Source organism: Variovorax sp. YR752 (assembly GCF_943372545.1).
This window is the reverse complement of the sequence record NZ_CALRZC010000044.1, coordinates 25,693-45,798: the sequence shown is the minus strand read 5'-3', so window position 1 is coordinate 45,798 and position 20,106 is coordinate 25,693. Positions and strand designations below refer to the sequence as shown.

Genomic DNA, 20,106 nt, shown 5'->3' with positions numbered 1-20,106 from the left:
GCCGCCGGGCCGACGCCGACAAGCGGACCGCCCAACTGGGCATCCTGCCGCTGATCGGCGTGGGGCTGTGCATGGCCCTGCTGCTGATCGCGGGCCTGCTGGCCCTGGCGCATTTCGCGGCAGGCACGTGATGAAGGCCGTGCTCCATCGCGCGGCGCTGGCCCTGGCGCTGCTGTTGCCGCTCGCGCCTGCCATGACGCGCGCAGCCACCACCACCGTGCCCGACACCATCGAACAGCGCGTGGCCGCCTGCATCGCCTGCCACGGGCGCGAGGGCGCCACCACCAACGCCGGCTTCTTCCCGCGCCTGGCGGGCAAGCCCGCGGGCTACCTGTTCAACCAGCTCGTGAGTTTTCGCGACGGGCGCCGCTTCAACAGCGACATGACCTACATGGTCCAGCACCTGTCGGACGACTACCTGCGCGAGATGGCCGACTACTTCGCGAACCTGTCGCTGCCGTACGCGGCGATCTCGCCGCAGAGCGACGCCTCGCCCGAGCAGCTGCGCCGCGGCCGTCAGCTGGCGCTCGAAGGCGATGCCGCGCGCAACATCCCGGCCTGCGTGCAGTGCCACGGCGCGGCGCTCACGGGCGTGCAGCCGGCCATTCCGGGCCTGCTGGGCCTGCCGCGGCTGTATGTGTCGTCGCAGCTCGGCGCCTGGCTCACCAAGGAGCGCCACGCGCCCGCGCCCGACTGCATGGCGCAAATCGGCCAGCGCATGACCACCGCCGACATCAACGCCGTGGCCAGCTGGCTGGCCGTGCAGCCGATGCCGGCCGACACCCGCCCGGCCGCCTCGCTGCCCGCGCCGTTGCCCGTCACCTGCGGCGGCATGCCGACCGCAGCGAAACCGTGAGAACCCGATGACCGCGCGATTGAGACATTTCGGCTGGGCCCTGCTGGGCCTCGTCACCCTGGCGGCCGTGTTGGCCGGCGTCGTGCTGGCGCTGAACCTGCGCGGCGAAGACCCGCTGCCCGAACGCGCCGAAGCCTTCGAGGCCACACCGCAGCTCGTCGAGCGCGGGCGCTACCTTGCGCTGGCGGGCAACTGTGCCGGCTGCCACACCACGCGCGGCGGCCAGCCCTACGCGGGCGGCGTGCCGCTCGAAACGCCGTTCGGCACCATCTACGCGACCAACCTCACGCCTGACCCGACGCACGGCATCGGCAGTTGGAGCAGCGCGCACTTCTGGCGCGCCATGCACAACGGCCGCAGCAAGGACGGGCGTTTGCTGTACCCGGCCTTTCCGTACCCGAACTTCACGCAGGTCACGCGCGAAGACTCCGACGCCCTCTACGCCTACCTGCGCGGCGTGGCGCCCGCCGCCACGGAAAACAAGGCGCACCGGCTGCGCTTTCCGTACGACACGCAGGCCGCGCTCGCGGTGTGGCGCGCGCTCTCGTTCAAGCCGCAGCCCTTCGTGGCGAACGCGAACAAGCCGGCCGAATGGAACCGCGGCGCTTACCTGGTCGGCGGGCTGGGCCACTGCATCGCCTGCCACGGCAGCCGCAACTCGCTGGGTGCGACAGAAACCAAGCTCGGACTCTCGGGCGGGCTCATCGCGGTGGAGAACTGGTACGCGCCGTCGCTGGCCGATCCGCACGAAGCGGGCGTGGCCGACTGGCCCGCGGCCGATGTCGTGGCGCTGCTCAAGTCGGGCACCTCCCCGCGCGGCTCGGTGATGGGCCCGATGGCCGACGTCGTGTTCCGCAGCACGCAGTACCTGAGCGACGCCGACCTCGGCGCGATGGCGATCTACCTGAAGGACCTGCCCGAGGCCGTGAAGAAGGACGCCCCCGAAGCAACCAAGGCCCCCGCCGCGCCGGTGCGGCGCGACGCTGGCGCGATGGTGCGCGGCGCGAAGATATACGACCAGCGCTGCGCGTACTGCCACGGCGACCAGGGCCAGGGCGCGGCCGGCGCCTACCCGCCGCTCGCGGGCAACCGCGCAGTGACGATGGCGCGGCCCACCAACCTGATCCAGGTGGTGGCGCACGGCGGTTTCCTGCCCGCGACGGCCGGCAACCCGCGCCCCTACGGCATGCCGCCGTTCGGGCACGCGCTCGACGCGACCGAAGTGGCCGAGGTGCTCACCTACATCCGCGGCGCGTGGGGCAACAACGCCGCGCCGGTCACGCAGCTGGACACGATGCGGCGCTGACGATCAGCGCGCCGCTTTTCAGGCGGTGTGCGGATGCCGCGCGCTTTCGTACAGCGTGCGCGCGAGTTCGCGGTGCGTCGCCAGCAGCGGTGCCAGCTCGAAGCCCGTGAAGCGCCCGTCGCGGATGCGGACCACACCGTCGATCACGCTCAGTGCCGCCGCCACCGGCGTGCAGAACACCAGCGCCGCGACCGGGTCGTGCCAGGCGCCGGCGTGGTCGACGCCGCGCATGTCGAAGGCCACGAGGTCGGCCGACATGCCCGGCGCCAGCGCGCCGATGTCGTCGCGCCCGAGCACGCGGGCGCCGCCGAGCGTGGCGATCTCCAGCGCCTCGCGCGCCGTCATCGCGGCGGGGCCGTAGCCCACGCGCTGCAGCAGCATCGCCTGGCGCGCCTCGCCCAGCATGTGCGCGCCGTCGTTCGACGCGCTGCCGTCCACGCCCAGGCCCACGGGCACGCCCGCGCGCCGCATGGCCCCGATGGGCGCGATGCCCGAGGCCAGCCGCATGTTCGAGCACGGGCAGTGCGCCACGCCGGTGCCGGTGCGCCCGAAGAGCGCGATGCCGGCGTCGTCGAGCTTCACGCAGTGCGCGTGCCACACGTCGGGGCCGACCCAGCCCAGGTCTTCGGCGTACTCGGCCGGCGTCATGCCGAACTTCTCGCGCGAGTAGGCGACGTCGTTGTCGTTCTCGGCCAGGTGCGTGTGCAGCGACACGCCGCGCGCGCGCGCCAGCTCGGCCGACAGCCGCATCAGGTCGCGCGACACCGAGAACGGCGAGCAGGGCGCGAGCACGATGCGGCGCATCGAATGGCGCGCGGGGTTGTGCCAGCGGTCGATGAGCCGCTCGCTGTCGCGCAGGATCGCGGCCTCGGTCTCCACCACCTCGTCGGGCGGCAGGCCGCCGGCGCTGCGGCCCACGCTCATGCTGCCGCGCGCCGCGTGGAAGCGCATGCCCATGGCGTCGGCCGCCTCGATCGAGTCGTCGAGCCGCGACCCGTTCGGGAACAGGTAGAGGTGATCGCTGGTGGTGGTGCAGCCCGAGCGCATCAGCTCGGCCATGGCGGTCTGCGTCGACACGCGGATCATCTCGGGCGTGAGCCGCGCCCACAGCAGGTACAGGTTCGTGAGCCAGCCGAAGAGCTCCGCATCCTGCGCCTCGGGCACGGCGCGCGTGAGGCTCTGGTACATGTGGTGGTGCGTGTTCACCAACCCGGGCATCACGACATGGCCGTGCATGTCGATGGCCTCGGCCTGGCCGCTGCGCAGCGCGTCGAGGTACACCGCCGGCAGCTCGGCCGTGGCGCCCACCCAGGCGACGGCGGGGCCGTTCATCACCACGGCGCCGTCGGCGATCTCGCGCCGGGCGGCGTCCATGGTGACGAGCACGTCGGCGTGCCGGACGATCAGCAGCGGCGGGCGCTGCGGCGAAGAGGAAGAAGATGGATGTTGAAAAGTCATTCGGAGCCGTGCGAAGTGCGCGCCGCCATCGCGAAGGAACGTTCCTTCGACAGCACGCCGTTGTAGAAAAGATTGAGCAGCACCGCGGCCAGCGTGCCCAGCACGATGCCGCTGTGCGTCAGCGGATGGGTCCAGGCGGGGAAGTGCTGGAAGAAGTTCGGCGACAGCGTGGGGATCAATCCGAGCCCGATCGAAATGGCGATCACGTACAGCGCGTGGCGGTTCTGCGCGTAGTCGATCGCACCCAGGATGCGCACGCCCGTGGCCGCGACCATGCCGAACATCACGATGCCCGCGCCGCCGAGCACGAACTGCGGCACCGAGGCCACGATGTGCGCGATCTTCGGAAAGAGCGCGAGTGCGATCAGCATCAGGCCACCGCCCGCCGCCACGTAGCGCGAGCGCACGCCCGTCACCGTGACCAGCCCCACGTTCTGCGAGAACGAGGTGTAGGGGAAGGTGTTGAACACACCGCCGATGACGGTGCCCAGCCCGTCGGCACGCAGCCCGCGCGTGAGCGCATCGGTCGTCACCTTGCGGCCGGTGATCTCGCCCAGTGCCAGGAACATGCCGGTCGATTCGACCAGCGTGATGAGCATCACGATGCACATCGAGGCAATGGCCGTGAGCTCGAAGCGCGGCAGGCCGAAGTGGAAGGGCGTGGTCACGGCCATCCAGCTGGCTTCTTCGAGTCCGTCGAAGTGCATGCGCCCGAGCGCGAGCGACACGCCCACGCCGAACACGATGCCCAGCAGCACCGCGATGTTCGCGATGAGGCCCTTGCCGAAGCGCGTGATCGCGATGATCACCGCCAGCACCGCCGCGGCAATCGCCAGGTTCACCGGCTCGCCGTAGGCCGGGTTGGCCACCGCGTGCGCCACGCCGTCGATCATGCGGGTCGCGGTGGGCTGGCCGCCCGCAGCCCAGTTGATGGCCACGCCCATGAGCGACACGCCGATCAGCGTGATGACCGTGCCCGTGACGAGCGGCGGAAACACGCCCAGCACCCGCCCCATGAGCGGCGCAACGAGCATGCCGAACACGCCCGCCACGATGGTCGCGCCGTAGATCGCGGGCAGCCCGAGCGACGGATCCATGCCGATGGCGATCATCGGCCCGACGGCCGCGAAGGTCACGCCCATCATCACCGGCATGCGGATGCCGAAGCGCCAGAAGCCGATGGCCTGCACCAGCGTGGCAATGCCGGCGGCAAACAGGTCGGCGTTGATGAGGAAGGCGATGTCGGCCTTCGAGAGGCCGAGCGCACCGCCCACGATGAGCGGCACGGCCACCGTGCCCGCGTACATCACGAGCACGTGCTGCAGGCTCAATGCGCCGCAACGGGCGAGCGGAAGCTTCTGGTCGACCCCTTCGCCGTCTCCTGCGGGGGTCTTTTTATCGTTCGAGAACATGGGAACCTTTCCTGCCGATGAACCGGCGCGGCAGTCTAGGAGCGATGTCTTTGCACATGCAAAGTCAATAAATGACGCGCCCTGTGCACAAAAAGTGGACGGTCATCGCAGGGGCTGCCAGAGCGGCATCAGGGTGCCAGCAGGTCGTCCAAGCAGGCCACGACATGGTTCGCGAACAGCTCGGCCGCGGCGCTCGGCGGCTGTGCGGCGCGGGTCTCGAGCGTGAGCGTCTGGGCGCCCAGCGTGGTGTCGCGCAGCGGCACGAAGACGAGCGTGCCGTCGTTGCGCTCCTCGTCCACGTCCAGGCGGTTCAGCAGCGTGATGCCGCCGCCGTCGCGCACCAGCCGGCGCATCAGCGCGGTGGAGGTGGTTTCGACCACCGGCGACACGCGGATGGCCGAGCGCTCGAACGCGGCGTCGAGGATCGGTCGGATCGACAGCGAGGGCGCGGGCAGGATCAGCGGGTAGCCCACGCACTCCGCCAGCACCGTGGTCGCATGCGCCGTGAGCGGATGGCCCGGCGGCACCACCGCGCCGATCGGCCACTCGCTGCTGAACAGCGTGCGAAAGCCGGCCGTGCCGGGCACGTCGTAGGCCAGCGCCAGGTCGGCATCGCCTTCGGCCACGCTGCGCAGCACGGCCGCGATGGGCAGGCCGAGCAGCTTGAGCTGGATGCCCGGGTGCGCGGCCCGAAAGCGCTGCACCACGGCCGGCAGGAAGGCGTCGGCCAGGCCGGCCGTGGTGGCCAGCGTGACCTCGCCCTGGCGCAGGCCGCGCATGTCCTCGATGCGCTGGCGCACGAGGTCGAACTCGCGCAGTGTGCCGCGCGCATGCGCCAGCACGATCTCGCCCACGGGCGTGAGCTTGAGCGTGTTGTGGATGCGCTCGAACAACGGCGCGCCCAGTTCTTCCTCGAGGTTGAGGATCTGCCGGTTCACGGCCGTGGGCACCACGTGCAGCTGCTCGGCCGCTTTGCGGATCGAGCCCGCGCGAACCACCTCGACGAAGTACCGAATGACCTTGGCGTGCATGAATTCCCCCGCGCCACTGGCGGGCGCGGGGGGATCATGCCTACGTCTTCAAAGGTCGGGCAAGCCCATCGCCGGATCGCTGACCGTGTGCTTGCCGGTTTCCACGCGGCCGGCAAAGCGGCGGTAGAAGGCCGGGTCGCTGTCGCAGGTGACGGCAAAGTCGTACCACTGGCCGCTGGCGGCGAGCTCCCAGTGCTGCTCGGCCTGGGCACCGCCGTTCACCGTCGCGTTCCACGGGCCGTCGTCGCGGTAGGCCTTGGCGCGCACCGTGAACTTGCACGCGGCCTTGCCGTCGTTGCGCATCTGCAGGTAGACGTTGCCGTTGGCGATGTCGTAGCAGACACGCACCTCGGGCGCGGCCACGCCGCCGGCGCGCAGGCGGTTGAGGTCGCCCTTGAAGTGGCGGTGGTAGCCGTTGGGGCCGAGCACCCAGAGGTCGTAGAAGCCGCTGTTGTCGGTGGCGGCGGCCCAGCTGTCGTCGAGCGTCTTGCCGGGCTCGACCATGTAGCGGCGTGGCAGGCGGTCGAGGTTGAGCTTGTCGTACACGTGGAACACGGCGGCGGCCTTGCCGGTGTTCGAGAAGATCAGCTTCACGGTGCCGGTGAGGGTGTCGGCCCTGGCGCTCGTGTGCAGCTCGTAGGGCAGGGCGCGCGAAGGGCGCGTGCCGGTGGCCTGGCGCGGCAGCTGCGGGTCGGTTGGCAGCGGCACCTGCGGCAGCGCCTGCTGGTCGTTGCGCACCTTGTCGGCATCGGTCCTGCTCAACTTGCCCGCGAGTTGGGGCGGGGCCTCGGTGTTCGGCGTGGCGAAGTTGAAGGCGCTCGTGAGGTCACCGCACACCGCGCGCCGGAAGGGCGAGATGTTCGGCTCCTTCACGCCGAAACGCGTTTCCAGGAATTGCAGCACCGAGGTGTGATCGAAGGCCTGCGAGCTGACCCAGCCGCCGCGGCTCCAGGGCGAGATCACGTACAGCGGCACACGCGGGCCGGGGCCGAACACGCGGTTGTCGGGCTTCGGCTGCGAGGTGCTGCCTTCGGGCGCCGGCTGCGTGAAGTACTCGGCCTTCAGGGCGTCGGCGGCGAGCGTGGTCTTGCCGGCCGGTGTCTTGTCGGGGTTGAGCGAGGGCGCCGAGGGCGAGGGCACATGGTCGAAGTAGCCGTCGTTCTCGTCGAAGTTGACCAGCAGCACGGTCTTGCTCCAGACCTCGGGCACGGCGGTGAGCGCATCGAGGATTTCCTGGATGAACCACGCACCCTGCACCGGGCTGGAGGGGCCGGGATGCTCGCAGTAGGCGGAGGGCGCATTGATCCAGCTCACCTTCGGCAGGCGGCCGGCCTTGATGTCGCGCCGGAACGCGTCCAGGTAGTCCTCGGGCTTGTCGCCGGGCAGCGTGTTGGCGATGCCCTTGTAGAGCGGGTTGCCGGGGTTGTCGCTGGCCGCGTCGTAGGCGTGGAAAGGGAGCTTCTGGCCCGTGTCGGAAAACGGCGCCTTGTAGTAACCGCTGGTCACCGGGTAGGGCGACGCGCGGTTGGCACGACGGAACTGGCGGAACGCGCCCAGCATGTTGTCGCCCCATTCGTCGGGCATGTTCTGGTAGCAGATCCAGCTCACACCGGCGTCTTCGAGGCGCTCGGCGTAGGTCTTCCACGTGTAGCCGGTGTCGACCTTGCTGGGCGTGGCGTCGAGCCAGTCCCACTCGTTGGTGACGAAGGCCACGTTCTGCGCGGTCGGCCCGTTGGTGCCGGTGATGTGGAACGAACGGTTCGCGTCGGTGCCGGTGTGCATCGCGCAGTGGTACGCGTCGCACAGCGTGAAGGCATCGGCCAGCGCGAACTGGAACGGCACCTCGGCCTGCTTGTGATACCCCATGGCCTTGGGCGTTTTGTAGCGCGCCCATTCGTGCATGCGGCCACCGCCCCAGGCCTGCTGGCTGTCGTCCCAGTCGTGCGGCGTGCCGCCGTCGCGCTGCGCATTGCCCTTGCGGCTGTCGAAGTGGTACGGCAGCACCACGTTGCCGTTGGCATCGCTTTGCTGCCAGACGTTGAGGCCCTTGGGCAGCGGAATGGGAAAGCGGTCGCCGAAGCCACGCACGCCGGCGAGGGTGCCGAAGTAGTGGTCGAACGACCGGTTCTCCTGCATCAGGATCACGACGTGTTCGACGTCGTTGATCGTGCCGGTCTTGTTGTTGGCGGGAATGGCCAGCGCGCGCCGGATGCTCGGCGGAAAGGCCGAGAGGGCGAGCGCGGCGGCACCGGTGGTGGCGGTGCCGGTGAGGAAGTTGCGGCGGGAGGTCATGGTGTCACCCTGGCCTCAGGCGCGGGCCGTGCCCATGGCCGGATCGCTCACCGAATGCCGGCCCGTTTCCACGCGGCCCGCAAAGCGCCGGTAGTAGCTGGTGTCGGCATCGCAAGTCACTTCGAAGTCGTACCAGGCGCCGCTGGCGGCCAGGTCCCAGTGCTGCTCGGTCGAGGTGCCGCCCGCCACGGTCGCGGTCCACGGGCCGTCGGTGCGGTAGGCCTTGGGGCGCACGGTGAACTTGCAGGCGTTGCGACCGCCGTTGAGCATCTGCAGGTAGACGTTGCCGTTGGCGATGTCGTAGCACACGCGCACTTCGGGGTTGGGCGCATCGCCGGCGCGCAGGCTGTTCAGGTCGCCGCGGAAATGGCGGTGGAAGCCGTTGGGGCCGAGCACCCACAGGTCGTAGAAGCCCGTGTTGTCGACCATCGCGTTCCAGGTGTCGTCCAGCGTCTTGCCGGCCTCGACCATGTAGCGGCGCGGCAGGCGTTCCAGGTTGAGCTTGTCGTACACATGGAACACGGCGGCGGCCTTGCCCGTGTTGGCGAACACCAGCCGCACCTTGCCACTGGTGGCGTCGTTGCGTGCGCTCACGTGCAGCTCGTAGGGCAGGGCGCGCGAGGGACGCGTGCCGGCGGCCTGGCGCGGCAGCTGCGGGTCGGCGGGCATCGGCACCTGCGCCTGGGCTTCCTGCGCCGCGCGCGTGTCGTTCGCCTGCGTCTTGGTTGTGCGGCCGGCCAGCGTGGGCAGCGCCTCGGTGTTAGGCGTGGCGAAGTTGAAGGCGCTCGTGAGGTCGCCGCACACCGCGCGGCGGAACGCGCTGATGTTGGGCTCCTTCACGCCGAAGCGCGTCTCGATGAAGCGGATCACCGAGGTGTGGTCGAAGGCCTGCGAGTTGACCCAGCCGCCGCGGCTCCACGGCGAGATGATGTACATCGGCACGCGCACGCCGGGGCCGTACACGCGACCGTCGGGCGCGGGTTGATGGGTGGTGCCCGGCGGCTTGGGGTGCGTGAAGCGCTCGAAGGCGATGTCGGCTTCGGGCAGCGTCGTCTTGCCGGCGGGCGAGCCGTCGGGGTTGAGCGAGGGCGCGGCCGGCGACGGGTAGTGGTCGAAGTAGCCGTCGTTCTCATCGAAGTTGATGATCAGCACGGTCTTGCTCCACACCTCAGGCACGGCGGTGAGCGCATCGAGCGTTTCCTGGATGTACCAGCCGCCTTCCACGGGGCTCGATGGTCCGGGGTGCTCCGAATAGGTGGCGGGTGCGACGATCCACGACACCTGCGGCAGCTTGCCGTTCTTCACGTCGTTGCGGAAGGTGTTCAGGTACTCCTCCACGTTGGCGCCGGGCATGGTGTTGGCGATGCCCTTGTACAGCGGGTTGCCGACGTCGTCGCTGGCCGGGTCGTAGGCCGGCACCGGGCCGGTGTTCTTGATCGGCTTGCCCGAGGCTTCGCTGGCCTGGCGGTACTGCTTGAAGCCCACGAGCGGGTTGTCGCCGAAGTTGTCGCGCATGTTTTCATACACGATCCAGCTGATGCCGGCGGCCTGCAGGCGCTCGGGAAACGTCTTCCACTCGTAGCCGGTGGTCGACGGCGGCGTGTAGCTGTCGTCCCACTCGTTGGTGACCGAGGCCACGCCCGCGCCCGTGGGGCCGTTGGTGCCGGTCCAGTGGAACATGCGGTTCGAGTTGGTGCCCGTGTGCATGCTGCAGTGGTAGCCGTCGCACAGCGTGAAGGCATTGGCCAGCGCGAACTGGTACGGCAGCTCGGCCTGCTCGAGGTAGCCCATGGCCTGGGTGTACGGCGCGGTGCCGGTCTTCTTGTACTTGACCCACTGGTAGGCGCGGCCGCCGTCCCAGGCGTTCTGGCCGTCGTTCCAGTCATGCGGCGTGCCGGCCACGCGCTGTGCGTTGCCCTTGGTCTGGTCCAGGTGGTAGGGCAGCACGGGCGTGCCCGTTTCGTCGGCCTGCTGCCAGACGTTGCGCCCGCCCGGCAGCGGAATGGTGAAGCGATCGCCGAAGCCGCGCACGCCCATGAGCGTGCCGAAGTAGTGGTCGAACGAACGGTTCTCCTGCATCAGGATGACGATGTGTTCGACGTCCTTGATGGTGCCGGTCTTGTTGTTGGCCGGAATGGCCAGTGCGCGGCGAATGCTCGGCGGGAAGGCCGAGAGTGCGAGGGCGGCAGCGCCGGTGGTGGCGGTGCCCGTGAGGAATTTGCGGCGTGAATTCATGGTCTTGTCGTGGCTGTTCATGAAGTCGCGCGTCACGGTGCGCAGCGCATTTCGGGCTTCACGCCGGTCTCGGGCTGGGGCTGCGGGGGCGGCGTGATGATGGGCGGGAAGCCGCCGCCGTTGTTGTCACTGCCGCCGCAGGCGGACAGCGTGCAAGCCAGGAGGAAGGCGGCGAGCAGCCGCGTGGGGAGGGAAGCTTGAAGCAGCATGGGGTGATCCGTTCTTTGTGATGTCGTGGAGACCGGGGGTGATCAGGGAGCGAGCGCCGACAGCGGCTGGCCCGAGGTGTAGATGGCGGTCAGTTCTTCGGCGGTGAGCGCGCGGTTCCAGATCGCGAAGTCGTTGAAGTCCATCGCGCCGCGCGGCGAGGCCGACCAGCGCTGGTAGTACAGGCCGGTGGCGTCTTCGTTCAGCGCGATGCCCTTGCCCAGGCCGCCGAGCGCGGCGACCAATGAAGTCGAGAGCGCGACGCTGCCGGTCTGCGTGCCCTTCACGGGGTCGAACACATAGCCGCTCATGTTCTTGCCGGCCTTGTCGACGACCATCGCGACGTAGGCCCAGCGGCCCGCGCTCAGGAAGTGCTTGCCCTTGATCTCGCCGCGGCCGCTGCCGGTGCCGGTGTTGAAGCGCAGTTCGCAGTTGCTGAACAGGCCGAGTGCGAGGCCTGCGTTGTCGCCGGTGTCGTAGTTCTTGTTGGCGATGACCGAGGCGCCGTTGCTCACGCCCTGGCTGCAGGTGGCGTCGGTGCGCAGCCAGAAGCCGAAGGTGAAGGCGGCGACGGACGGGGATGTGGTCACGTCGCGCGTCTGCAGCAGCTTGTAGCCGGCCATGCCGCTCGCGTTCTTGATGCGGCTGTCCACGCGCAGCGCCTGCACGCGGTAGGGCGGCTGGAAGTTGTCGTCGGCCACGAGCGAACCACTGTCCGCATCCGCAGCCATGGGCACGAGCGTCGCGGTGGCGTTGAGGTCCAGCGCGGGCAGTGCGTCGAGTGGGAACAGATTGACCAGGCCCACCTTCACGTAGGCGATCTGCGCGGAGATCGAGACGGCGGCACGACCGGCGGCGACCGTGTACTGGAACGCGTAGAGGCCATCGGCCGCAGCTTTGACGGGGTCGGTGTAGCGCGTGGCGCCGGCCGGCAGCGTGGCGATCGGCTTGCCGTCGCGCAGCACCTGAACGGGGCCGCCGAGGTCGCCCGCGAGCGTCCACGAGAGCTCGATGCTGCTCCGGTCGGCGCTGGTGCGGGCCGCGAGCTGCTGCACGGCGGTGGTGGCTTGCAGGGCCTGGCCGTTGAAGTTGTAGGCCGCGGTCGCAGGCAGTGCGCCGAGGTGGCGCAGCACCGTGGGCGCGATGTCGGTCGCGGCGGCCGACTGGCGCAGCGCGTTGTCGTCGGCCGGCGAGGCGGCACCGACGGCGGGCAGCGCGGGCAAGGTCTTGTTGCTGGCGATGAAGACGGTCTTGTTGTCTATGTCCTTCAGAGACGTGACACCGCCGAAGGCATCGAGGCCGTGGCCGGTCGTGAGGATCACGAGCCAGTCTTCCTTCGCATCGTTGGCGGCGCGTTGCGCGATGCGTGCGAGCAGCTGGCCGACGGCTGCTGCCGTGTCGGACACGGCGCGCTGGTAGCTGTCGCTGCGCAGGCCATTCGCGGCTGCGGCGGCAGGTGCGCTGTACTGCGCGACCAGCAGGTCGTAGCCTGCGCCGATGAGCCGCGTGGTGTTGGCGGTCACGCAGGCGTCGGCACCGGCGCAGTCGACGGCGGTGTCGAGCGTGCCGGTTTCTGCGAGCAGCAGGTTCGGATAGAGCGCGTCGGCGGTGACCGATGCGGTGAGGTAGCTAGCGTCTTTCTTCTGCTTCGCGAAGGCGAAGACGGAGGGCGCGAGCTTGGCGTCGATGCGTTGGTCCGCGGTGTCGGCACGCACCGCGTGGCGCGGCACCCAGGTGCCGGTCAAGAGCGTTGCCCAGCCGGGGCCGTCGGTGGCGGGCTGCTCGCTGAGCGCGCCATCGGTGCCGCCGGTCCATGCGGGGGCAAGCTGCAAAGATTGCAGCGCGGCAGGCACTTTCTTCTGTGCGATGGCTTCGCGTAACGCTGCGTGCGTGAGTCCGTCGATCTCGACGATCAATGCCTTGGGGCCGCTCTTGCCTTCGTTGGGCGTGCTGGTTGGTGGCGTCGGTGTGCCGCTGATCGGGGGAAAGGCAACGCCACCGCCGCCTCCACCGCCGCAGGCCGCGAGCGCGGCGGAAATCGCAAGGGGCAACAGCCAGCGCGTGAGGGGCGCGGCGTGCGTAGAAGGAGTCGGACGCATCGGAAAAGCCGTTCGGTTCTTGTTGTCTATCGAAGGAGGTGAACGCCCAGCACGAAAAAAAAGTGCCACGAAGGCACTGCGCACCGGACAGGCGACAAGACTAGGGAGAACCCGTTACTCGGCAGTGAACGAGCGATGACAGTGGGACGAAACGCGTGTGACAACGCGCTGGTCTGCGGCTGCTTCAACAGCTGCGAGAGAGGGACCGTGGCGCGTGCACAGGACACCGGGTACTCCCCTCCGCGAATGTCCCCCGGGGCTTCGCCCCTCCTCCTTAATTTCGCTGCGGGGAGCACCCAGTGCCCTGGGCACGGGACGCAGCGCTGGTGTGCGGCCGATCAATCACTGCACGGCCCATCGATCACGTCGATGGGGTGCCTTGCGCAGCGAAATAAAGGAGGAGGGCGAAGCCCGGGGGACATTCGCGGAGCAAGGTGCCCCGTCGGCGGGATCGTGCCCTGAACGACGTCAGGGCTCGTTGCTGATGCCGCTCGACACATGCCCCGCAGGCACATGCCGCGAGGCCGCGTCGACGTGACCGGTCTGGTCGTCGAAGAAGAAGTCGGGCTCGAACTCGCGCAGGAACTCACCCTTGGGCAGGCCGCCGAGGAACATCGCTTCGTCGACGCGGATGTTCCACTTCATGAGCGTGCGGATCGCGCGCTCGTGCGCCGGCGCACTGCGCGCCGTGACCAGCGCGGTGCGGATGCGCATCTGCGCATTGCCCGCCATCTGCAGCCGGTGCAAGGCCATCAGCAGCGGCTTGAACGGACCTTCGGGCAGGGGCAGGTCGGCCTTGCTGAGTTCGTGCGCCTGGAAGGCGTCGAGGCCCTCGGCCTGGAACACGCGCTCGGCTTCGTCGCTGAAGAGCACGGCATCACCGTCGAAGGCGATGCGCACTTCGTTGGGCCACGCATCGCTGGCCTTCACCGATTCGACGAGCACGCGCGCGGCAGGAAAGCCGGCGGCGAGCGCTTCGCGCACGTCTTGTGCGTTGACCGACAGGAACAGATGCGCGCGCAGCGGGCGCAGGTAGCCGAAGGGCGGGCGGCCTTGCGTGAACACGCCGCGCTGCAGCTTGATGTCGGCCGCGGCGCTCGACTTGAAGATGCGCATGCCCGACACCGGGTCGTTGCGCGAGAGGATGACCACCTCGACGCGCTGCACGCCGTCGTCGTTGAAGCGCAGCAGCTTGCGAATCAGCGACGACGCGATGCCCGGGGCGGCCGGTTCATCGATGCGGTCGAGCTGCAGCTTCATGTAGCCCTCGTTGTCGCCGGCCTCGAAGATCTTGTTTTCTTCTTCGAGGTTGAACAGGGCCCGCGAGGAGATCGCGACCACGAGTTTGTCTTCGAGCGTTACGGGCATGTGAGGGGCTCCCCGTCCGTCGTCACTTGACGAACTGATTGAGCTGGATGATAGGCAGCATCACGGCCAGCACGATGAGCATCACCACGCCGCCCATGGCGACGATGAGCAGCGGCTCGAGGATGGTGGCCAGGTGCATCGCGCGGCGCTGCACTTCGGCGCCGAGCTGGTTGGCGGCGCGTTGCAGCATCACGGGCAGCGTGCCGGTCTGCTCGCCCAGGCGCGCGAACATCGACACCAGCCCCGGGAAGCGTTTCTTCTGCGCCAGCGCGGAGGCCAGCGGCGCGCCTTCGCGCACCAGCACCAGCGCGTCGAGCGCGTCGGCGCGCATGGCGCGGTTGCCCAGTGTTTCGGAGGCCGCCTGCAGCGCACGCAGGATCGGCACGCCGGCCGTGGCGAGCATGGCGAGCGTGCTCGCGAAGCGCGCCGCGTTGTAGCCGCGCGCGAGCTTGCCGACCAGCGGCAGCTTGAGCCAGGCGGCATCGAACTTGAGGCGGAAGGCTTCCTGCGCCAATGCGACGCGCACGCCGACGGCCGCGATCACGATGACGCCCAGCATCCACCAGCCGTAGTTGCGCACGGCCGCGCTCAGCGACAGCATCACGGTCGTGAGGAAGGGCAGCGAGCGCTTGGTGCCCGCGAACACCTGGGCCACCTGCGGCACCACGTAGCTCACGAGGAAGATCACGATGACGATCGCCACCAGCGTGACGATGGCCGGGTACAGCGCGGCGCCGATCAGCTTCTGCTGCAGCACCTGGCGCTCTTCGAGGTCGTCGGCGAGGCGTTCGAGCACGAGCCCGAGGTTGCCGCTTTGCTCGCCCGCGCCGATCACGGCGGTGTAGATGGGCGAGAACTCGCGCGGGTGCGCCGCCAGCGCGCGCGCGAAGGGCGAGCCCGCGTTGACCTCGGCGCGCAGCGAGGCGACGAGGTTGCGTTGGGGTTCCGATTCGGCCTCGTCGGTGAGGGCCGTGAGTGCGCGTTCCAGCGGCAGGCCGGCCGAGATGAGGCCGGCGAGCTGGCGCGTCCACACGGCGAGGTTGGTCGAGTTGAAGACGCGCTTGCCGCCGCCGAGCCAGCGCGTGAGCGCGTTGCTGCCGGCGCCGCCACCACCGGCCGCATCGCCGCTGCCGACCGGCTTGACCGACAGCGGAATGAGCGCCTGCGCCCGCAGCAGGCCGCGTGCGGCGCGTGCGGTGTCGGCCTCGAGCACGCCTTCGCGCGAGTGGCCGCTGGCGTCGATGGCTTCGAAGGAATAGGCGGGCATCGCGGGTCGTTACTCGCGGGTGACGCGCACGAGTTCGGCGCGCGAGGTGATGCCGGCCTGCACCAGCCGTTCGCCGTCTTCGCGCATGGAGCGCAGGCCGCCGCGTGCGCCGGCCTCGAACAGCGCGCTCTCTGCGGCCTTGCCGTGGATGAGTGCCTGCACTTCGTCGTCGGCCACGAGCAGCTCGAAGATGCCGGTGCGGCCCTGGTAGCCGGTCTGGCCGCAGACTTCGCAGCCGGGGCCGCCGCAGGCCGTGCAGACCTTGCGCACGAGGCGCTGGGCCAGCACGCCGAGCAGCGACGAGCTCAAGAGGAAGGGCTCCACGCCCATGTCGGTCAGGCGCGTGACGGCGCTGACCGAGTCGTTGGTGTGCAGCGTGGCCAGCACGAGGTGGCCGGTGAGCGAGGCCTGGATGGCGATCTGCGCGGTTTCGAAGTCGCGGATTTCGCCGATCATGATCACGTCGGGGTCTTGCCGCAGGATGGCGCGCAGGGCCTTGGCGAAGGTGAGTTCGATCTTCGCGTTGATCTGCGTCTGGCCCACGCCCGGCAGCTCGTACTCGATCGGGTCTTCGACCGTCATGATGTTGCTGCGGCTCGCATCGAGCCGGGCCAGCGCGGCGTACAGCGTGGTGGTCTTGCCCGAGCCGGTCGGGCCGGTCACGAGGATGATGCCGTGCGGCTGCGCAATGAGTTTTTCGAAGCGTGCCAGCGAGTCGCCCTGCATGCCGACCGATTCGAGCGTGAGCTTCGATTCGCTCTTGTCCAAGAGGCGCAGCACGGCGCGTTCGCCGTGCGCGCTGGGCAGCGTCGACACCCGCACGTCGACCGCGCGCGTGCCGATGCGCAAGGAGATGCGCCCGTCCTGCGGCAGCCGCTTCTCGGAGATGTCGAGGTCGGCCATGATCTTCAGGCGCGAGATCAGCGCGGCGTGCAGCGCACGGTTGGGCTGCACCACTTCGCGCAAGGTGCCGTCGATGCGAAAGCGCACGGACGACGTGCGCTCGTAGGGCTCGATGTGGATGTCGCTGGCGCCGTCGCGCGCGGCCTGCGTGAGCAGCGCGTTCAGCATGCGGATGATGGGCGCGTCGCCGGCGCTGGCCAGCAGGTCTTCGACGGCCGGCAGCTCCTGCATCATGCGCGAGAGGTCGGCGTCGTTCTGCACTTCGCTGACCACCGCGGCGGCGCTCGATTCGCCCTGGGCGTAGGCGGCGCTGATGCGTTGGGCGAGCGGGCCGGCGTCGAGCACCTCGAAGGCCTGCACGCCGTACTTGCGGGTCACTTCACCGACCGCGCTGCGCGCCGGGTGGGCAGACATCCACAGCGTGTGGCGGCCGTCGTCCGTGGCTTCGAGCAGCAGTTGCTGGCTGCGGGCGAACGCGTAGGGCAGGGGATAGCGCATGGGGGGCTGGCGTGTGCGGGACGGGGTTCAGGGCGACTCGCGCGAGCTGGTCGGGTCGGAGGTGGGCGGCAGCGCGCCGCGCAGCGGGCTGGGCGCGAGCCGGCGGTTGTCGGTGGCGGGGCGCGGCGGCGGGATGAGCTGCGTGCCTTCCATGCGGGTCTTGCTGCTGTCGTTGCTGTTCAGGCGGTTGATGCGCACCAGCGGCGCCTCGGGCAGCACGGGCGCCGAGTCGACACCGCGCAGCATGATGTTGTCGGTGTTGGGCTGCGTGCGCTGCTGCATGCCGCGGATCTCGTCGTAGCGGTCGTAGGCGAAGGCTTCGGTGGAGGCACCGTCGCGCATCACGGCGGGGCGCAGGAACATCATGAGGTTGCTCTTGTCGCGCGTGCGCACCTCGTTCTTGAACAGGTTGCCGAACACCGGGATGTCGCCGGCCAGCGGCACCTTCTCGATGGTGTTGCCGTAGTTGTCCGACAGCAGGCCGCCGAGCATCACGAGGCCGCCGTCTTCCACCAGCACGCTCGATTCGATGGAGCGCTTGTTGGTGGTCGGGCCGTTCGGGTCTTTCACGGTGTTCTGGTCGACCGTGGAGGTCTCCTGGAAGATGGTCATCTTCACGGTGCCGTTCTCGTTGATGGTCGGGCGCACGCGCAGCGTAAGGCCCACGTCCTTGCGTTCCACCGTGGTGAACGGGTTGATGCCGACCGAGCCCGAGGTGCTGGCGTACTGGCCGGTCACGAAGGGCACGTTCTGGCCGATGACGATCTTGGCTTCTTCGTTGTCCAGGGTCAGCAGGTTGGGCGTGGACAGCACGTTGGCGTCGCCGTCGCTGTTGAAGAAGTTGGCGATGGCGCCCAGGATGTACTGGCCGCCGATCTTGCCGGCAATGCCCAGGTTCAGGCCGGTGGAAGGCCGGATGTTGGCCACGTCGCGCGTGGCCAGCGCCTGCGTCAGCGCCAGGATGTTGGCGCTGGCCAGGCTGGAGTTGGTGCCGATGACGGCGTTGTTGCCCAGCGCGCTCTGCCACTGCACGCCGAAGTTGGCGGCCTTCTTGGCGCTGACCTCGACGATGAGCGCTTCGATCATCACCTGCGCGCGGCGGCCGTCGAGCCTGTCGATCACGGCGCGCATCTGGCGGTACTGCGGTTCGGGCGCGGTGATGATCAGCGAGTTGGTGCTCGGGTCGGCCTGGATCTGGCCGCCGGTGGACGGCTGGTTGGCGTTGTTCAGCGGCGCGTTGGCCGCGGCCGAACCGCCGCCCTGGTTGTTGCCGCCGAAGCCGGCCTGCATCTGCTGCGGCATGCCGGCCGGCGGCACCGACGAACCGGCGCTGCCCGCGGCGCCGGGCGCACCGGGCACCTGCGACTGCTGCTGGCTTGCTGCCATGGCGGCGCGCAGCGTGGCCGCAAGGCGCACCGCATCGGCGTTCTTCAGGTAGACCACGTAGATGTTGCCGGCCGCGCCGTTGCTGGTTTCGGCCGGTGCGCGGTCGAGCTTCTCGACCAGCGTGCGCACGAGCTGCGCGCGTGCCGGGTTGGCGGCGCGAAGAATCAGCGAGTTGCTGCGCGGGTCGGCCATCAGCGTGGTGCGGAACGAGGCGTCGGCCCCGCCCGGCGCGGCCGCGCCCGGCGTGCTCGCACCGCCGCCGTCGACCAGCCGCGTGACCAGCGGCACCATGTCGGTGGCCACCGAATGCTTGAGCTGGATCACCTCGATGTCGGACGCGTTGGGCACGTCGAGCGACGCGATGATGCGCGCCAGCCGGCGCATGTTGTCGGCGTAGTCGGTGATCACGAGCGAGTTGTTGCCCGGGTTCACGTTGATGGTGTTGTTCGGCGGAATCAGCGGGCGCAGCACCGGCAGCAGGCTGTTGGCCGACTCGTAGTTCAGGCGAAAGATCTGCGTGACGATCTGGTTGCCCGCGGCCGAGCTGGCGCCGCTGATGGAGGTGTTGACGGTGCTGGTCTGCAGCTTGGCGTCGGCCTCGGGCACCACCTTGTAGAGGCCGTCGGCCTCGACCACCGCGAAGCCCTGCAGGCGCAGCGCAGCGGCAAACTGGTTGAACGCGGCGGCCGGCGCCAGCGGGCGGTCGGTGACCAGGTTCATGGTGCCCTTCACGCGCGGATCGACCACCACGTCGCGCCCGGTGACCACGGCCATGGTGCGGGCCACGGCCTCGATGTCGGCGGCGGCGAAGTTGAGCGTGATCGGTTCGCCGCGCCGTGGGGCGTCGCCGGTCTGTGCGTAGGCGGCCGGCAAGACCGGCACGAACGACGCCGCGATCAGCAGGCGTACCGCGAGCGCAATGAGGCCGGGGCGGGCGCCGGACGAGGACAGAGGCTTCTTCATGGTCGGATCAACCCAGGGTGATGATCGAGCGCGCACCGTCGCGCCGCCCGATGATGTTCAACAAATTGGAAAGTGCGTCTTCGCGGCCCGGTGCCGCGCTGGCTTCGCCGTTGAAGCGCAACGCGGTGCCGCTCCAGTCGCCGCTGCCGTTCAGTTCGAGGCTGCCTTCGCGCGTGCTCAGCAGCAGCGTGGGACGCGTGCCGCCTTCGAGCGACAGGCGGTAGCTGCCCATCGGCCGCAGGGTCGACAGGGCGGACGAGACATCGGTGGCGTCGAGCGTGGCCTGGCCCTCGATGCGCAATGCGGGGCCGTCCCACTGCATGGCGAAGGCGCGCGTATTGAGGTCGAGCGCGCCTTCGAGCTTGAGCGTGTTCCAGGGCGCGCCCAGGCCGGTGAGCAGCGTGGCGGGCCAGCGCGAGCGGGCGTCCTGCCAGGTGAGCTGCAGGCCGTCGGCGCGCGGGCTGGCTTGCAGGCCCAGCGGCTGCGCCGCGCAGCAGGACAGATCGAGGCGTGCCGACAGGCCGCGCCAGTTCGGCCACATGCGCCAGTTCAACAGGCCGGGCAGCGAGACGGCCTGCGCGCCGCCCGCACCGCTGGCGAACACGACGGCGGCGGTGCCGTTCCAGACCGTGCCGCGCGGGTTGACCAGCAGCAGGCGGCCTTGCGTCCAGCCCGAGAGCGCCGAGGCCAGCCAGCGCGCCGGTGCGAACAGCACGACCGCGACCAGCATGCCGGTGACGGCGCCGAGCACGGCCCAGCGCCAGCTGCCGCGGCGCGGCTGGAGGTCGGGGGCCGGAGAGCGTCTCGCCATGCCGTGCGGTGCTT

Annotated in this window: 14 protein-coding genes; 2 read left to right on the top strand and 12 right to left on the bottom strand. The window is 69.5% G+C overall.

Annotated features, from left to right (window positions below):
• The first annotated feature begins 130 nt into the window (after positions 1-130).
• Both AAG801_RS13195 and AAG801_RS13190 read left to right on the top strand, forming a co-directional pair.
• Positions 131-856, top strand: coding sequence for a cytochrome c4 (locus AAG801_RS13195; RefSeq protein WP_341888777.1), 726 nt, complete (start codon positions 131-133; stop codon positions 854-856).
• Positions 857-863: 7 nt separating this feature from the next.
• Positions 864-2,162 (top strand): c-type cytochrome, encoded by a 1,299-nt coding sequence (locus AAG801_RS13190; RefSeq protein WP_341888776.1) that lies wholly within the window; start codon positions 864-866, stop codon positions 2,160-2,162.
• Between the two features lie 18 nt (positions 2,163-2,180).
• Here the strand turns inward: AAG801_RS13190 and AAG801_RS13185 are convergent, their stop codons facing one another.
• The 12 genes from AAG801_RS13185 to gspN all read right to left on the bottom strand — a co-directional run bounded on the left by AAG801_RS13185 (position 2,181) and on the right by gspN (position 20,092).
• Positions 2,181-3,620 (bottom strand): 8-oxoguanine deaminase, encoded by a 1,440-nt coding sequence (locus AAG801_RS13185; RefSeq protein WP_341888775.1) that lies wholly within the window; start codon positions 3,618-3,620, stop codon positions 2,181-2,183.
• The gene (locus AAG801_RS13180; RefSeq protein WP_101491079.1) at positions 3,617-5,032 is read right to left on the bottom strand and encodes a nucleobase:cation symporter-2 family protein; all 1,416 of its coding nucleotides are present in this window, start codon (positions 5,030-5,032) and stop codon (positions 3,617-3,619) included. The genes AAG801_RS13185 and AAG801_RS13180 overlap by 4 nt, the downstream gene beginning before the upstream one ends.
• A 128-nt stretch (positions 5,033-5,160) precedes the next feature.
• Complete coding sequence (locus tag AAG801_RS13175) at positions 5,161-6,063, bottom strand: LysR substrate-binding domain-containing protein (protein ID WP_341888774.1); 903 nt, start codon at positions 6,061-6,063, stop codon at positions 5,161-5,163.
• 48 nt (positions 6,064-6,111) lie between these two features.
• On the bottom strand, positions 6,112-8,355 hold the full coding sequence (locus AAG801_RS13170) for a phospholipase C, phosphocholine-specific (protein ID WP_341888773.1): 2,244 nt from the start codon (positions 8,353-8,355) through the stop codon (positions 6,112-6,114).
• 15 nt (positions 8,356-8,370) lie between these two features.
• The gene (locus AAG801_RS13165; protein ID WP_341888772.1) at positions 8,371-10,590 is read right to left on the bottom strand and encodes a phospholipase C, phosphocholine-specific; all 2,220 of its coding nucleotides are present in this window, start codon (positions 10,588-10,590) and stop codon (positions 8,371-8,373) included.
• A gap of 32 nt (positions 10,591-10,622) precedes the next feature.
• On the bottom strand, positions 10,623-10,799 hold the full coding sequence (locus AAG801_RS13160; RefSeq protein WP_180288492.1) for a hypothetical protein: 177 nt from the start codon (positions 10,797-10,799) through the stop codon (positions 10,623-10,625).
• Between the two features lie 42 nt (positions 10,800-10,841).
• Entirely contained in the window at positions 10,842-12,896 is a 2,055-nt protein-coding gene (locus AAG801_RS13155) for a LamG-like jellyroll fold domain-containing protein (RefSeq protein ID WP_341888771.1), read from the bottom strand.
• A gap of 468 nt (positions 12,897-13,364) precedes the next feature.
• The gene (locus tag AAG801_RS13150; protein WP_192195082.1) at positions 13,365-14,264 is read right to left on the bottom strand and encodes a 5'-nucleotidase; all 900 of its coding nucleotides are present in this window, start codon (positions 14,262-14,264) and stop codon (positions 13,365-13,367) included.
• A gap of 22 nt (positions 14,265-14,286) precedes the next feature.
• Complete coding sequence (gene gspF, locus AAG801_RS13145; protein WP_341888770.1) at positions 14,287-15,531, bottom strand: type II secretion system inner membrane protein GspF; 1,245 nt, start codon at positions 15,529-15,531, stop codon at positions 14,287-14,289.
• A 9-nt stretch (positions 15,532-15,540) separates the two neighbouring features.
• A complete protein-coding gene (locus AAG801_RS13140; protein WP_099795208.1) occupies positions 15,541-16,932 on the bottom strand; it encodes an ATPase, T2SS/T4P/T4SS family in 1,392 nt (463 codons plus the stop codon).
• A gap of 27 nt (positions 16,933-16,959) precedes the next feature.
• Positions 16,960-19,281, bottom strand: coding sequence for a type II secretion system secretin GspD (gene gspD / locus AAG801_RS13135; protein WP_341888769.1), 2,322 nt, complete (start codon positions 19,279-19,281; stop codon positions 16,960-16,962).
• 7 nt (positions 19,282-19,288) lie between these two features.
• Entirely contained in the window at positions 19,289-20,092 is an 804-nt protein-coding gene (gspN, locus tag AAG801_RS13130) for a type II secretion system protein N (protein WP_341888768.1), read from the bottom strand.
• Positions 20,093-20,106 lie beyond the last annotated feature (14 nt).